This window comes from Streptomyces sp. DSM 116793, assembly GCF_057320905.1.
The window spans coordinates 8,322,890-8,336,186 of the sequence record NZ_CM170494.1 but is presented as its reverse complement, the minus strand read 5'-3'; the positions used below and the strand labels follow the sequence as shown (position 1 = coordinate 8,336,186).

The 13,297-nt window shown below is 74.8% G+C and carries 9 protein-coding genes; 5 read left to right on the top strand and 4 right to left on the bottom strand.

Annotated features, from left to right (window positions below):
* The first annotated feature begins 623 nt into the window (after positions 1-623).
* Entirely contained in the window at positions 624-2,159 is a 1,536-nt protein-coding gene (locus tag ACSMXW_RS32875) for an exopolysaccharide biosynthesis polyprenyl glycosylphosphotransferase (RefSeq protein WP_485801739.1), read from the top strand.
* 130 nt (positions 2,160-2,289) lie between these two features.
* Here the strand turns inward: ACSMXW_RS32875 and ACSMXW_RS32870 are convergent, their stop codons facing one another.
* Complete coding sequence (locus tag ACSMXW_RS32870) at positions 2,290-3,234, bottom strand: GDP-L-fucose synthase family protein (RefSeq protein ID WP_485801737.1); 945 nt, start codon at positions 3,232-3,234, stop codon at positions 2,290-2,292.
* A gap of 164 nt (positions 3,235-3,398) precedes the next feature.
* Here ACSMXW_RS32870 and gmd point away from each other — a divergent pair, with 164 nt between their 5' ends.
* From gmd to ACSMXW_RS32855, 3 genes are all read left to right on the top strand, one after another.
* Positions 3,399-4,412: a GDP-mannose 4,6-dehydratase gene (gmd, locus tag ACSMXW_RS32865; protein WP_485801736.1), complete on the top strand. Its 1,014-nt coding sequence runs from the start codon at positions 3,399-3,401 to the stop codon at positions 4,410-4,412.
* Positions 4,413-4,601: 189 nt separating this feature from the next.
* A complete protein-coding gene (locus ACSMXW_RS32860) occupies positions 4,602-7,328 on the top strand; it encodes a LamG-like jellyroll fold domain-containing protein (RefSeq protein ID WP_485801735.1) in 2,727 nt (908 codons plus the stop codon).
* A gap of 115 nt (positions 7,329-7,443) precedes the next feature.
* Positions 7,444-8,148, top strand: a complete 705-nt coding sequence (locus tag ACSMXW_RS32855) for a hypothetical protein (protein ID WP_485801734.1) — start codon at positions 7,444-7,446, stop codon at positions 8,146-8,148.
* Between the two features lie 241 nt (positions 8,149-8,389).
* On the opposite strand, the gene ACSMXW_RS32850 is transcribed toward ACSMXW_RS32855, so the two are convergent.
* Positions 8,390-9,541: a glycosyltransferase gene (locus tag ACSMXW_RS32850; protein ID WP_485801732.1), complete on the bottom strand. Its 1,152-nt coding sequence runs from the start codon at positions 9,539-9,541 to the stop codon at positions 8,390-8,392.
* Positions 9,538-10,074 carry a WcaF family extracellular polysaccharide biosynthesis acetyltransferase gene (locus ACSMXW_RS32845; protein ID WP_485801731.1) on the bottom strand — a complete coding sequence of 179 codons (537 nt, stop codon included), beginning with the start codon at positions 10,072-10,074 and terminating at the stop codon, positions 9,538-9,540. Before ACSMXW_RS32845 ends, ACSMXW_RS32850 begins: the two co-directional genes overlap by 4 nt.
* 408 nt (positions 10,075-10,482) lie before the next feature.
* On the opposite strand from ACSMXW_RS32845, the gene ACSMXW_RS32840 reads away from it, so the two are divergent.
* Positions 10,483-11,907 (top strand): hypothetical protein, encoded by a 1,425-nt coding sequence (locus ACSMXW_RS32840; RefSeq protein ID WP_485801729.1) that lies wholly within the window; start codon positions 10,483-10,485, stop codon positions 11,905-11,907.
* Here the strand turns inward: ACSMXW_RS32840 and ACSMXW_RS32835 are convergent.
* Positions 11,867-13,126, bottom strand: a complete 1,260-nt coding sequence (locus ACSMXW_RS32835; protein ID WP_485801728.1) for an MATE family efflux transporter — start codon at positions 13,124-13,126, stop codon at positions 11,867-11,869. The two genes, ACSMXW_RS32840 and ACSMXW_RS32835, sit on opposite strands and share 41 nt — an antisense overlap.
* Positions 13,127-13,297 lie beyond the last annotated feature (171 nt).

Here is a 13,297-nt window from a genome sequence, read left to right as displayed (position 1 = left end):
CTCGGTGGATCGCCGGGCCTGGGTGGAAAGGCCCGGTATGAGGCAGTAGAGCCGATCCGCCGGTGCCCGGACAACGCGACATCCGGTCGCATGCCCGCACGGGAGCGCGAACCCTACCGGTGGCGCCCCGCCGCACGCCGCAACGCCACCCCGCGCCGGGCGACTTCCGGACACCCGGCCCGGCCGGCGGCTCCGGGCATCCGGCCACCGGGACGGCGCGGCAGCCGGCTGGTACGGCAGTACTGGTAGCCGTCGGCGCGGGACAGCGCGGTCCACGGCCCTCCGCGTGCACGGCGCCGGGACCGCCGGGGGCCCTCGCCGGCCGGGCCGTCGCCACCCGCCGCCGCACCACCGGGCCTCACCGGGCCTCGCCCGGTCGGTGGCGCGGCAGGCACCCGCCCGCCGGGCGGTCCGCTGGGACCCGTGGTGCGGAATCACACACCGCCGTCTCCCACACCGAATGGCCTGAACTCTGCGCAACTCTCTGACGATATTCACGTTATGCGCACTCAACACACAGATGATTGCCATACTGTTCGCCGCCACGCGGCCAGGTCGCCGGCTGGGGTACCCGCGACCGTGACGGACCACATGGGCGCGGGGCATGACGTCCAGGGGGGTACATGCGGCATGTTCAGGCATCCGGGATACATACGTCACCGACGCGGACCCGCACCCGGGCACCGGCCGCCGCGCCGGGCGCCAAACCCCGCTGGTACCTCCCCGTCACGCTGCTGGTCGACAGTCTCGGACCGGGCCTCTCTGCGGCCCTGGTCCTGCGCCCCGCGGCCGCCCCGCTGTACCCCTGGGTGCTGGCCGTGCTGCTCGCGGCCATCGCCTGGCCGGCGGTGCGGCTCTTCCGGGGCCGGTACGCGGCCCGGGCACTGGGCGAGTCCCGTGGCACGCTCCCGGTGCTGCACGACTGGCTGATCCTGCTCGGTGTGCTGGCGGTCGCCCGGGTCGCCGCCGATCTGCGCCAGCCGCCATCGCTCTGCCTGGCCGCCCTGGTGCCACCGCTGGCGGCCACTCTGCTCTGCCACAAGCTGGTCTACCGGCAGCTGACGGCCAGCCGCCGGGAGGCCCAGGCGGTGGTCCGGGTGCTGGTGGTGGGCGAGCCCGCCGCGGCCGACGCGGTGGCCGGGCAGCTGGCGAGCCGCACCGACCACCCGTATGTGGTGGTGGGGGTGGCGGTGGTCGGCGGCGGCGCGCTGGGCAGCGGGCTTCCGGTGGCCACCCGCCTCGGCCGCGGGGCGCCCGCCGGGCCCGACGAGGACACCACGGCGGACGAGGACACCGCCCCGGACGGGCACCCCGCCGCGGACCGGGACACCGCCGCGGTGCTGACGGCGGCCCGGGCCCGCGGCGCCGATGTGGCGCTGGTCGCCTCCGGCGCACTGCTCTGCGGGGAGCGGCTGCGGAGGCTGTCGTGGGGACTGCACGACGCCGGCCTCGAACTGGCCCTGGCGCCGGGCCTCGTGGAGGTCTCCGTCAAACGGCTCGAAACCACGTCCGCGGCCGGCATGGCACTGCTGCGCATCGCTCCCCCGCTCCGGCACGGCATCCAGCCCGCGCTCAAGCACGCCCTGGACCGGGTGGCCGCGGGGCTCGGGCTGCTGGTGCTCGCACCGCTGCTGCTCGCCGTCGCGCTGGCCGTCCGGCTGAGCTCGCCGGGTCCCGTGCTCTACCGGCAGCAGCGGATCGGGCAGGGCGGGGCGCCGTTCACCATGTGGAAGTTCCGCACCATGGTCGCCGGCGCGGACGCCCGCAAGGCCGAGCTGGCCGGTGAGAACGAGCAGGACGGGCCGGTGTTCAAGATCCGCTCCGACCCCCGGGTGACCCGGGTCGGCCGGCTGCTGCGGCGCGCCTCGCTGGACGAGCTGCCGCAGCTCACGAACGTGCTGCGCGGCGAGATGTCGCTGGTCGGGCCCCGGCCGCCGCTGGCCGAGGAGGTCGCGCACTACACGCCGGTGGAGCAGCGCAGGCTCGCGGTGCGCCCCGGGATGACGGGGCTGTGGCAGATCGGCGGACGCTCCGACCTGTCCTGGGACGAGGCGGTCCAGCTCGACCTGAGTTACGTCGACAACTGGTCCTTCACCAGCGACCTCGACGTGATGGCCCGCACCCTCCGCGCCGTCGTCGACGGCCGCGGGGCGTACTGAGGGCGGCGGGAGAGCGGTGGCGATACGACGCACCCCGCGGGCGCGGGCGGTACACGGCGCACCGCGGGCGCGGGCGGCAGGGCGTCCCCCGCGGAGGGCGCCCGGGACCCCGCGGGGTGTCCGGGGCCGGTCAGGTCCCGGAGCCGGCGCGCCAGTGGGCGTAGGTGGCCGCGATGCCCGCGCGGAGGGGGACGGCGGGGCGCCAGCCGAGCGCGGTCAGCCGGGAGACGTCGAGGAGCTTGCGCGGGGTGCCGTCGGGCTTGCCGGTGTCCCAGGCGATCCGGCCGGTGAAGCCGGTCACCTCCGCGACGGTCCCGGCCAGCTCGCGGATCGTCAGGTCGGCGCCGCAGCCGACGTTCACCGGGTCGTCACCGTCGTAGACCCGCAGCAGCAGCGCGCACGCCGAGGCCAGGTCGTCGACGTGCAGGAACTCACGGCGCGGGGTGCCCGAGCCCCACAGCACCACCTCGTCGCGGCCGGCCTGTCGCGCCTCGTGGAACCGTCGGATCAGCGCGGGCAGGACGTGCGAGGTCGCCAGGTCGAAGTTGTCGCCGGGACCGTAGAGATTGGTCGGCATGGCGGAGATGTACGACGCACCGTACTGCTGCCGGTACGACTGGACCTGGACGATGCCGGCGATCTTCGCCAGCGCATAGGCGCGGTTGGTGGGCTCCAGGGGGCCGCCGAGGAGGGCGTCCTCGCTGATCGGCTGGGCGGCCAGCTTGGGGTAGATGCAGGACGAGCCGAGGAACAGCAGCCGCCGCACCCCGGCGGCGTGCGCCCCGGCGATCACGCTCAGCTGGATCTGAAGGTTCTCCTCGATGAACTGCACCGGGTGGGTGCTGTTGGCGAGGATGCCGCCGACCTTGGCCGCGGCCAGCACCACCGCGTCGGGGCGCAGCTCGCGCAGCACGTCGGCGGTGCGGGCCGCATCACGCAGATCCAGCTCGGCGCGGGTGCGGGTGAGGACCCGGTGGCCGTCCGCGGTCAGCCGGCGGGCCACCGCGGAGCCGACGAGGCCGCGGTGTCCCGCGACGAATATGCGGGCCCGGTCGGGCAGCAGCGATTCGGTCATGCCCCGGATGATGCCAGCAGCCGGCACCCCAAGGCATGGCGAACGATGATTTCTGGCTCTACATCACGACATGCCGGAGAACCCACCGGCGCACGGCACCGCCGCCGCCACAGCAGACCGTGGTCCCCGCGCGGGCACACCCGGTCGGAAGGGGAGCACACCGTATGAGCAAATGCGCGCTGATCACCGGAGTCACCGGGCAGGACGGTTCCTATCTGGCGGAGCTGCTGCTCTCCAAGGGGTACACGGTGCACGGCCTGCTGCGGCGCTCGTCCAGCTTCAACACCGAGCGCATCGACCACATCTACCAGGGGCCGCAGGAGGCCAACCGGTCCTTCGTGCTGCACCACGCCGACCTCGCCGACGGGGTGGCGCTGGTGAACCTGCTGCGGGACATCAGACCGGACGAGGTGTACAACCTCGGCGCGCAGTCGCATGTCCGCGTCTCGTTCGACGCCCCCCTCTACACCGGCGACGTCACCGGCCTGGGCGCCCTGCGGCTGCTGGAGGCGATCCGCGCGAGCGGCGTGCGCACCCGGATCTACCAGGCCTCGTCCTCGGAGATGTTCGGCGCCACTCCCCCGCCGCAGAACGAGACGACCCCCTTCCACCCGCGCAGCCCGTACGGCGCCGCGAAGGTGTACGCGTACTGGGCCACGGTCAACTACCGCGAGGCGTACGGGATGTTCGCGGTGAACGGGATCCTGTTCAACCACGAGTCGCCGCGCCGCGGGGAGACCTTCGTGACCCGCAAGGTGACCCGGGCGGTGGCCCGGATCAAGGCCGGCCTGCAGGACCGGCTCTACCTGGGCAACCTGGACGCGGTGCGGGACTGGGGCTACGCGCCGGAGTACGTGGAGGCGATGTGGCGGATGCTCCAGCACGACGAGCCGTCCGACTACGTGGTGGCGACCGGGGTGCCGGCCACCGTGCGGCAGTTCGTGGACACCGCCTTCGCGCATGCGGGCCTCGACGCCGGCGACCACGTGCGGTACGACCCCAAGTACGAGCGGCCCAGCGAGGTCGACGCCCTGATAGGCGACGCCTCCAAGGCCCGCGACCTGCTCGGCTGGAAGCCGCGGGTGCTGGTCGACGAGCTGGCGCGGATCATGGTCGACGCGGATGTCCGGCAGGTGGAGCAGCAGCTCGCCGGGGCGACCGTCCGGATCGACCGCTGACGTCCCGAGTGTGTGGGCGGCAGGGGCACGACGTCGCGTCCTGCGCGGTGTGCGCGCGTGGTTGCCGCTTGGTACGGGATTTCGTCAAGTGTGGCCCAGGGCGATTCGCCAGCCCGTATGGTTCGCGAGCACAGGGGTTTTTGAGGTCACTTCCGGCCACATGACCGGGCCTATCAGCCTGGGGGGTATATGTACAGATCCAGGGGGCTCACGGCTGCCCTCGTCCTCTCCTTCGCCGCCACCGGACTGGGGGTGGTCACGACGCCCGGTGCGGCGGCCCTCACCCCGCCGGTGGCGTTCACCGCCGACGATCTGCCCACCTGGCAGACCAACGGGATCGTGTGGGCGCTGGCGCACGCCGGTGACACGGTCTTCGTCGGCGGCACCTTCTCCCAGGTCCGCCCGCCGCAGGGCGCCACCGGCGAGGCCCGCGACGCGGTCAACTTCGTCGCGATGAACGCCGCCACCGGCGCCCCCACCCCGTGCAGCCTCTCCTTCACGGTGGGCAGCGGTACGGCCACCGTGCGGGCCCTGGCCGTCTCGCCGGACCAGAGGACGCTGTACGCGGGCGGGTACTTCGGCTCCGTGAACGGCACCCCGGTCAGCAGCCTCGCCGCGATCGACATCGCCACCTGCACCCCCAGGCCCGGCTTCCACGCCGCCTTCCCGGCCACCGTGCGGGCGCTGTCGGTCACCGACGACACGGTCTACGCGGGCGGCGACTTCACCACGGTGGACGGGCAGCCGCGCCAGCGGTTCGCCGCCGTGGACGCCACGAACGGGGACGTACGACCGTTCCGCGCGGACGCCGACGAGCCGGGGCGGGCCGTGAAGGTGACCGCGGACGGCAAGAACGTGGTGCTCGGCGGCGACTTCTTCACGGTGAACCGCGCCGACTCGCACGCCCTCGCCGTGGTCGACGCCACCACCGGCGCCAACGTCAGGACGTATCCGCTGGGCTTCATCTCCACCACCTCGGTGGTGAAGGCCGTCGACACCGACGCCACCGGCTTCTACACCGGCAACGAGGGCACCGGCGGCGGTGTCTTCGACGGCCGTATCGCCATCGACGCCGGCACCTTCGACCAGCGCTGGCGGGACACCTGTCTGGGCGCCACCCAGTCCGTGCTCTCCTACCAGGGTGTGCTGTACAGCGCGTCGCACGCCCACGACTGCTCCACCATGGGCGAGTTCCCCGACGGGCGGCGGCACCACCTGATGGCCGAGCCCACCGACGACCCGAGCCTGCTCGGCTGGTTCCCCGACACCAACGACGGCCTCGGCGAGGGCATCGGCCCGCGCGCCCTGACCGTCGCCGGCGCCGGCGACACCCGCTACATGTGGGTGGGCGGCGAGTTCACCACCGTCAACGGCGCCGCCGCCCAGGGCCTGACCCGCTTCGCCTCGGGCCCCGACACCGGCGCACCGGGCGTCCCCCAGGCCGCCGCGGAGAGCACAGGACCCGGCGGCGTCCAGGTCCGCTGGCGCACCAGCACCGACCTGGACGACAGCAAGCTCACCTACAAGGTGTACCGGAACGGCTCCTCGACTCCCGTCGGCACCGTCGACGGCAGCTCCGCCGAGTGGTCGCGCCCGCAGCTCTCCTTCACCGACACCCAGGTGACCCCGGGCCAGACGTACACCTACCGGGTCACGGCCACGGACGGCGCCGGCAACGCCAGTGCGATGTCCGCGGCGGCCGCGGTGACGGTGCCGACGTCCCCGCAGCCGTACCCGCAGGCGGTGCTCGCCGACGGCGCCACGCAGTACTGGCGCTACGACGAGTCCACCACCCCCTTCGCGGGTGACTCCTCGCCCGCGAACACGGCCGGTGTGTACGTGGGCGGCCCGGCACTGCGCCAGACCCCCGCCGCGGTGAACGGGCCCAGCACGGCCGTCGGTCTGGACGGCACCGACCAGCAGGTCTACAGCGATCCCCCGACCACCGTCCCCGGCGCCTTCTCCGTCGAGACCTGGTTCAAGACCACCACGCGGCGCGGCGGCAAGCTCATCGGGTTCGGCAGCGGCACCACCAGCACCAGCACGTACTACGACAAGCACATCTACATGGACGACGCCGGTGAGCTGGTCTTCGGCGTCCACTCCGGCTCCTCCCGCACCCTGGCCACCTCGACCCGCTACAACGACGGCAAGTGGCACCACGTGGTCGGCACCCAGGGCTCCTCGGGCATGGCGTTCTACGTGGACGGCAAGCTCGTCGGGAGCAACTCCGTCACCGGCAACCAGAGCTACACCGGCCACTGGCACGTCGGCGGTGACACCCTCCGCAACTGGCCCCGCGAGCCGTCGAGCTGGTTCTTCGACGGCCAGCTCGACGAGACCGCCGTCTACGCCAAGGTGCTCACCGCGGCCCAGGTCAAGCGCCACTACGACCTGGCGTCCGCCCCCGCGGACACCGTGCGCACGGTGCCGGCGGCCGAGGACAGCTACGTCAACGCCGGGGCACCCGGCACCACCTACGGCTCGTCCAGCTCCCTCGCGGTGCGCGGCAGCTCGGCGTACCTGTCGTACCTCCGCTTCACCCTGCCGTCCGCGCCCTCCGGCACGGTACTCAAGAGCGCGCGGCTGATGGTGAAGACCAGCACCCAGTCGGGGGCGGAGTCGGCGGACACCGCCTCGGTGGTGCCGGTGACCGGGGCGTGGAGCGAGTCCTCGGTCACGTACACCGGCCGTCCCGCGCTCGGCGACCAGCCGGTCGGGACGCTGACGGGCACCTCCGAGGGGTCGGCCGTGTACTCGTCCGCCCTGGACACCGCGGCGCTGTCCGCGGCACTGGGCGGCTCGTACAGCGTGGCGCTGACGGGCAGCGGCTCGGACGCACTCTGGCTCTGGTCTAGCGAGGCCACCGCCGCGGAGGGCACACCGCAACTCGTGCTCACCTTCGGGGCACCCTGAGCCAGGGGGACGCCCTCTTCCGGGGCGTCCCCCGACCCCCGAAGGGGCGCTGCCGTTCGCCGGGCACCCGGCAACACCGTTCCGACGCACCTCAAGGGCCACAGGAGCTTTCGCCATGCATCCACACCACCGGCGGCGCGCGGCGCTGTCGTGCGCCGCGCTGGCCGCCGCCCTCGCCGTGCTGACCGGGTGCGGCACTCAGGACGACGGCGGGCGGAACACGGCCGCCGCGGGCGGCGCGCCGGGCGGCACGCCGGGCGCCGTGCCCTCCGCGTCCCGGGTCCCCATGCTGCCGGACTCGCGGATCACGCCGCCCACGGGCTCGTTCACCAGGAAGCAGAAGGAGTACCTCAGCGGGCGGGTGCCCGCGAACATGGACCCTGCGGCGGTGCTGCAACTCGGCCAGGAGGCCTGTGACCGGGTGGCGCGCACCGCCCGGCACGACCGGGACGCGGCCGTGGCCGCGGTGGTCGCCGGGGACATCCCCGGTGCCGAGGACGCCATCGGGCCGCTCTGCCCCCGTCAGCTACCCGTGCTGCGGGCGGCCAGGGCGGGCTTCCCGGACGGCACACGGAAGCGGCCGGCCGCGGGGACGTACCGGGCGCTGATGCCGAGCGCGTCCTGCGCGTGGCGGGTGGTGGGCGCGGGCGGGAAGGTGCTGGCCTCGGGTCCCGACCTGAGCCCGGCCTCCGGCTCCGGCTCCGGCTCCGGCTCCGGCTCCGGCTCCGGCTCCGGCTCCGGCAAGAGGATCACGGCGCGGGTGCCGGCCGGGGCGCGGGAGTTCGTCTCCAGTGGCTGCTATGCATGGGTGCGGGCGTAGATTCAGGCCCCTGGCCTGTCCACGACAGCAACTGCCCCTCCGGGCCGGTGACGACGCTCGCGTCTCGTCGTGGTTGCCCGCGCAGTTCCCCGCGCTCCTTCGAGGCGGGGCTGCGGCCCCAGGGGCGCGGGGCTGTGTCGGTGTGCGGCTCCGCCGCGCGGGCGCGCGCAACCGCACACCGCCCGGTAGTCCGGAGACGGCGGAACCGGCCCCTCCTGGCAGTGGCGACGCTCGCGTCGCGTCATGGCTGGTCGCGCCCAGGCGGCTGAGGCCCCCGGTCGGCGAGGAGCCCGGCGTACTCCCCCAAAAGGGTGTTCAGGACGCTGTCCATGGCGAACGCCTCGGCGGTGAGCGCACGTCCCGCCGCGGCGGCGGCTCGACGCGTGTCCGCGTCGAGGAGGGCGAGGACCGCCGGGGCGATACCGCCCGCGTCGGACACCACGCGGCCCGCCCCTGCCTTCTCCACGTCCCGGGCCAGCCCGTTGGAGCGGGTGATGACGACGGGCGTGCCGACCGCCATCGCCTCCAGCACCGACATGGGGAACGGCTCGTCCACGGACGGCAGCACATAGACGTGCGCCCGGCGCAGCTCCGTGAGCATCTGCTCGCCGGACAGCGGGCCGGGGACGAGCACCTTGTGGGCCAGGCCGAGCTCGGCGACGAGGGCACGCACCGCGGGCAGTTCCCCCTCGTCGGGGCCCGCCACCACGAACTCCGCGTCCGGATGGCGGCGCAGCACCGCGGGGGCCGCCGCCACGAAGTCCCGGGGCCGCTTGCGCTCCTGGAGCCGGGCCGCGTACAGGATCCGGGGCGGCCCGGCGGGCGCGGCACCGGCCTCCTGCGCGGGCACCCCGTTCACCAGCCGTACCGCCCGGCCCGGCCGGTAGGGGCCCGCCACCCGTTCCAGGGCCTCGCGCTCGTGGTCCGTCAGGTACAGCAGCCGGTCCGCCGAACGCAGCACCCGCCGGACGGCGAGCGCGTCGAGCACCCTGGCGAGCGCCCTGCCGCTCGGGTCGACCATGCCGTGCGTCTGGAGCACCAGCGGCCTGCGGGCGCGCAGCGCGGCCAGGGCGACGGGCAGCGTCACCAGATCGCGGGCGAGGTGGACATGGACCACGTCGGCCCCTCGGACCAGCCGCCCCGCGCCGGCGAGCAGCCCGGGCGACGTCAGGCCGCTGAAGCCGAGCGGCAGGATCCGGCGGGCCCGGTACAGGCGGGCGGGCACGCCCTCCACGTCCGTGGGCAGGGGCGCCGGGAAGCCGTCGGCGAGCGCCGTGAGCAGCGGCTCGTGGCCGCGCGCCGCAAGGCCCTCGGTGAGGTTGAGGGCGACACGCACGGGGCCGCCGAAGGCGCCGGCCGGGCTGTGCAGGGTGACCGCGTGCAGCACTCTCATACCGGCTCCTGGACGGGCCGCCGGCCGGTCGCGGTGTGCAGGGTCAGCTCGGGCAGGTCACGGTCGACGACGGTGCCGGCGGCGACCACCGCGTGCCTGCCGACGCTGACCCCGGCGAGGACGGTGGCCCGCGCCGCTATCCAGGCGCCGTCGCCGACGCTGACGGGGGCGTTGCGGTAGCGGAAGTCGGCGGCCCGGTAGTCATGGCTGCCGGTGCACAGCAGCGCCTCCTGGGAGACGCAGACGTGCGAGCCGAGGGTGACCGGCTCAAGATTGAGGATCCAGGCGCCCTCGCCGATCCAGGTGTGGTCGCCCACCGTCAGCTTCCAGGGCCACAGGACGCGCACCCGGTGCCGGATGAGCACGCCGGTGCCGATCCGGGCGCCGAACGCCCGGAGCAGGGCGACCCGCAGCCGGGCGGGGCAGAACCACGCCATGAACAGCGTGTTCATCACCGTGAACCACAGGGCCTGGACGAGTCTGCCGCGCCCCTTGTCGTAGCCGGCCAAGGTGAAGGCCGGAAGATCGCGCACCCCTGAACCCCCCAACGGCGCCCCCTCGGACGCCCGTTGGTGCAGCCTAACGGTTACCGGGAGGTGACAGTGCGGCGTCGGTAGACTGCGCGCGGGGACGCTCCCGGGCGGGGCGGATTGGGGGGCGTCATGCCGCAGGTGCCGCAGGGCGGAGCCGGGACCACCGGGTCCGCGGGCGCGGGTGCGCGGGCTGGTACGGCCGGGGTGCCGGGCGCGGGCGCGGATGCCCTGGCGGGTACGGGTGCCGGGGCGCGGGCCGGGGCGGACGCAGGGGCTCGGGCCGGTGCGGGAGCCGGGGCGCGGGCCGGTGCGGGAGCCGGGGCGCGGGCCGGTGCGGGAGCCGGTGGGGGTGACGCGCCGCCCGGCGGCGCACCGGGGCTTCCGCGGGGTGCCGGGGCGCCCTCCGCCGTGTCGCCGCGGGCGCTGCTCTCCCGAGCGCTGTCCGTGCCGCTGGTCCTGGCGCTCTCCGTGCTGCTGCCGCTCACCGTGGCCGCCCAGCCCGGCGCGGGCTCCCGGGACGCCGCGTACTGGCTCCAGCTCACGCTGACGGTGTACGCGGGCGCGCGGCTGTCCGCGATGATCCTCACCAGCCGCCGCAAGCTGCTCCAGGGTTCGTTCTGGCTCTTCGTGTACATGGCCATGGGCGTGGCGCCGCTGGCGCAGGCCGTGCTGGGGCAGGTGCCGACGCCGGTGGTGGGGCCGCGTGCGGATCTGACCGAGGCCGTGGCACTGGTCCTGGTCGGCTGTGTCGCCTTCGACGTGGGCGCGCTGCTGGCCCCGCACCGCCTCGGCGGCGGCCGCGGCGGAGAGCCCCGTCCCGCGCTGGTGCACCGCCGGCGGCTGACCCTGCTGGTGCTGCTGGCGTTCGCGGGCAGCGCGGTGCTGGTGGTGAAGCTGGGCGGGCCCGCGGTGTTCTTCACCAGCCGTCAGGAGATCACCGCGGACATCCAGGACGCCGGGCTCTCGCAGGCCGGCTCGCAGGCGGGCCAGGCACTGCTGCGCGGCTTCGGCACCGTGCCGGCGCTCATCGCGCTGCTGGTGTACACCCGCCGGCTCGTCACCTCCCGGCACTCCCGCAGGTCGCCCGCCGTGCTGGCGGTGTGGGCGGCGCTGCTGGTGGTGAACGGGATCGTCAACAACCCCGTGTCCAACCCCCGTTACTGGTTCCTGACGGTCCTCTTCTCGCTGCTGTTCACCGTCTTCCCGGTCAGCGCGGCGATGTACCGCTCGGCACTGAGCCTCGGGGTGGTGGTGGCGCTGGTCGTGTTCCCGTTCGCGGACCGCTTCCGTTACGACGCCCAGAACTACCGGCCCGTCCAGACGACGTCGGTGCTGGAGCCGCTGGCCATCAAGGACTACGACCAGGTGGGCATGTTCGCCAACACCATCAGCTACGTCAGGTCGGGCGAGGGGCACACCTGGGGCAGGCAGCTCGCGGGCTCCGTGCTGTTCGCGGTGCCGCGCTCGGTGTGGCCGGGCAAGCCGCTGGACACGGGCGTGCTGGTGGGACAGTGGATGGGCACGGTCAACACCAACCTGTCGTCGCCGGTGTGGGCGGAGCTGTGGATCGACGCGGGTCCGGTGGGCATGACGGCGGGCCTGCTCGGGATGGGGTACGCGGCGGCGCGCGTGGACCGGCGCCACGCCCGCCGTGCGCACCGGCGCGCCCCGCCGGGCAGCCTGATCGCCCTGGTGGTGCCGCTGGTCGCGGGCTACTCGTTCATCCTGCTGCGCGGGCCGCTGCTGCAGGCGTCGGGGCGGGTGGCGATCGCGCTCTGCTGCATCCTGCTGATCATGACGCGCCGTCAGGACCGGGGCGCGGCGCTGCGCTGACGCCGGCCTGTGCGGTGTGCTCGGCGCTGTCGCGTGCGGTGCGCCCCGCGGCGCCCGGCCGCAGCACCCGCAGCCAGGCGGCCGCCGCCTTGAGCGCCGAGCCCGCCGCGAGGCCCCAGGCCGCGCCCGCGGCGCCGCCCAGCCGGTAGCCGGCGAGCATCAGCACCACGGCGAGCAGGGAGAAGACCACCTGTACGGAGAGCGTGGCGCGGGGGCGGAGCACCCGCAGGGTGACGAGGGCGCAGGTGCCCAGGCCCATGACGGCGTACTGGCTGCCCGCGGCGGGCAGCAGGGCGGCCGCGGACTGCCAGGTGGCCCCGAGGACGTGCCGTCCGGCGCCGGCCGGCAGCGCGTACAGCACGGCGGCCCAGCCGAGGCCGGCCGCGGCGAGGGCGCCGCCGAGCCCCGCCGCCGCGCGTACCGTGGCGCGCCGGCCGCCGAGCCGGCCCAGGACGGGCGGGCCGAAGGCGCTCACGGAGGTGAAGAGGACGTTCAGCGGCCCGAAGAGCGTGGTGGAGCCGCGCAGCGCGCCCACCGCGAGCGGGTCGGCGAACAGCCCGAGGCCGAGGACCGCCAGCTGGCTGGAGGCGTTGCCCACGGCGAACTCGACGACGAACCGCCTGCCCAGGTGGCCGCGGCGGAGGTAGCCGCCCAGCCGGATCGCGGCACCGGTGGCGAAGGGCCGCAGCAGGCCGAGCCCGAGCAGCAGCGCGGGCAGCGCCGACAGGCCCCAGACCGCGACCAGGCGGGCCGGTGCGGTGTGCTGCGGTTGCAGGACGAGGGCGGGCACGACGCACAGCAGACGCAGGGTGTCCGCGGCGAGGGCGCGTCCAGGCCGGCGCAGCGTGGAGAACGCGTACCGCAGCCCGTCCTGGACCAGCACCAGCGGCAGCACGAGGCCGAGCGCGGCGAAGGCGCCGCCCAGCCGGCCCCCGGCGAGCAGCCCGCCCGCGGCGAGCGGCACCGCGGCGGCGCAGGACGCGCAGGCGGTGAAGGCGACCGCGGAGCGGCAGGCGGCGCCGAGCGTGCGCTCGTCGCCGCGCTCCAGCACGACGGCCTGGCCGACGTAGGCCATGTTGAGGCCGAGCAGCACGGTGAAGGTCAGATAGACCATCGAGAAGGCCGCGAAGCCGGCGGCGGTGGAGACCCGGGCGGCGATCACTAGGACGAGGATGTTGGTCAGGCTGGAGGCGGCCTGGTCCAGCACGGACGCGACCACCGTCCAGGTGTGCCGCCGCCGGTGGCCCGCGGCGGCGTGCCGCCCGGCCGCCGCCGCGGCGGCCCCTGCGGCTCCGTCGCCGCCCCCGTGCCCGGTCCGGGGCGGGGACTCATGTCCCGTCGCGGGCGCGGGTTGCCGCCCGTGCGGGCGGGCGGGAACCGCGGGGGGCCC

Bases quoted from the DNA above. Each gene is read 5' to 3' on its own strand.
- ACSMXW_RS32860 (WP_485801735.1), top strand. From the start codon at position 4,602: ATGTACAGATCCAGGGGGCTCACGGCTGCCCTCGTCCTCTCCTTCGCC.
- ACSMXW_RS32875 (WP_485801739.1), top strand. From the start codon at position 624: ATGCGGCATGTTCAGGCATCCGGGATACATACGTCACCGACGCGGACC.
- ACSMXW_RS32870 (WP_485801737.1), bottom strand. From the start codon at position 3,234: ATGACCGAATCGCTGCTGCCCGACCGGGCCCGCATATTCGTCGCGGGA.
- ACSMXW_RS32850 (WP_485801732.1), bottom strand. From the start codon at position 9,541: ATGAGAGTGCTGCACGCGGTCACCCTGCACAGCCCGGCCGGCGCCTTC.
- gmd (WP_485801736.1), top strand. From the start codon at position 3,399: ATGAGCAAATGCGCGCTGATCACCGGAGTCACCGGGCAGGACGGTTCC.
- ACSMXW_RS32855 (WP_485801734.1), top strand. From the start codon at position 7,444: ATGCATCCACACCACCGGCGGCGCGCGGCGCTGTCGTGCGCCGCGCTG.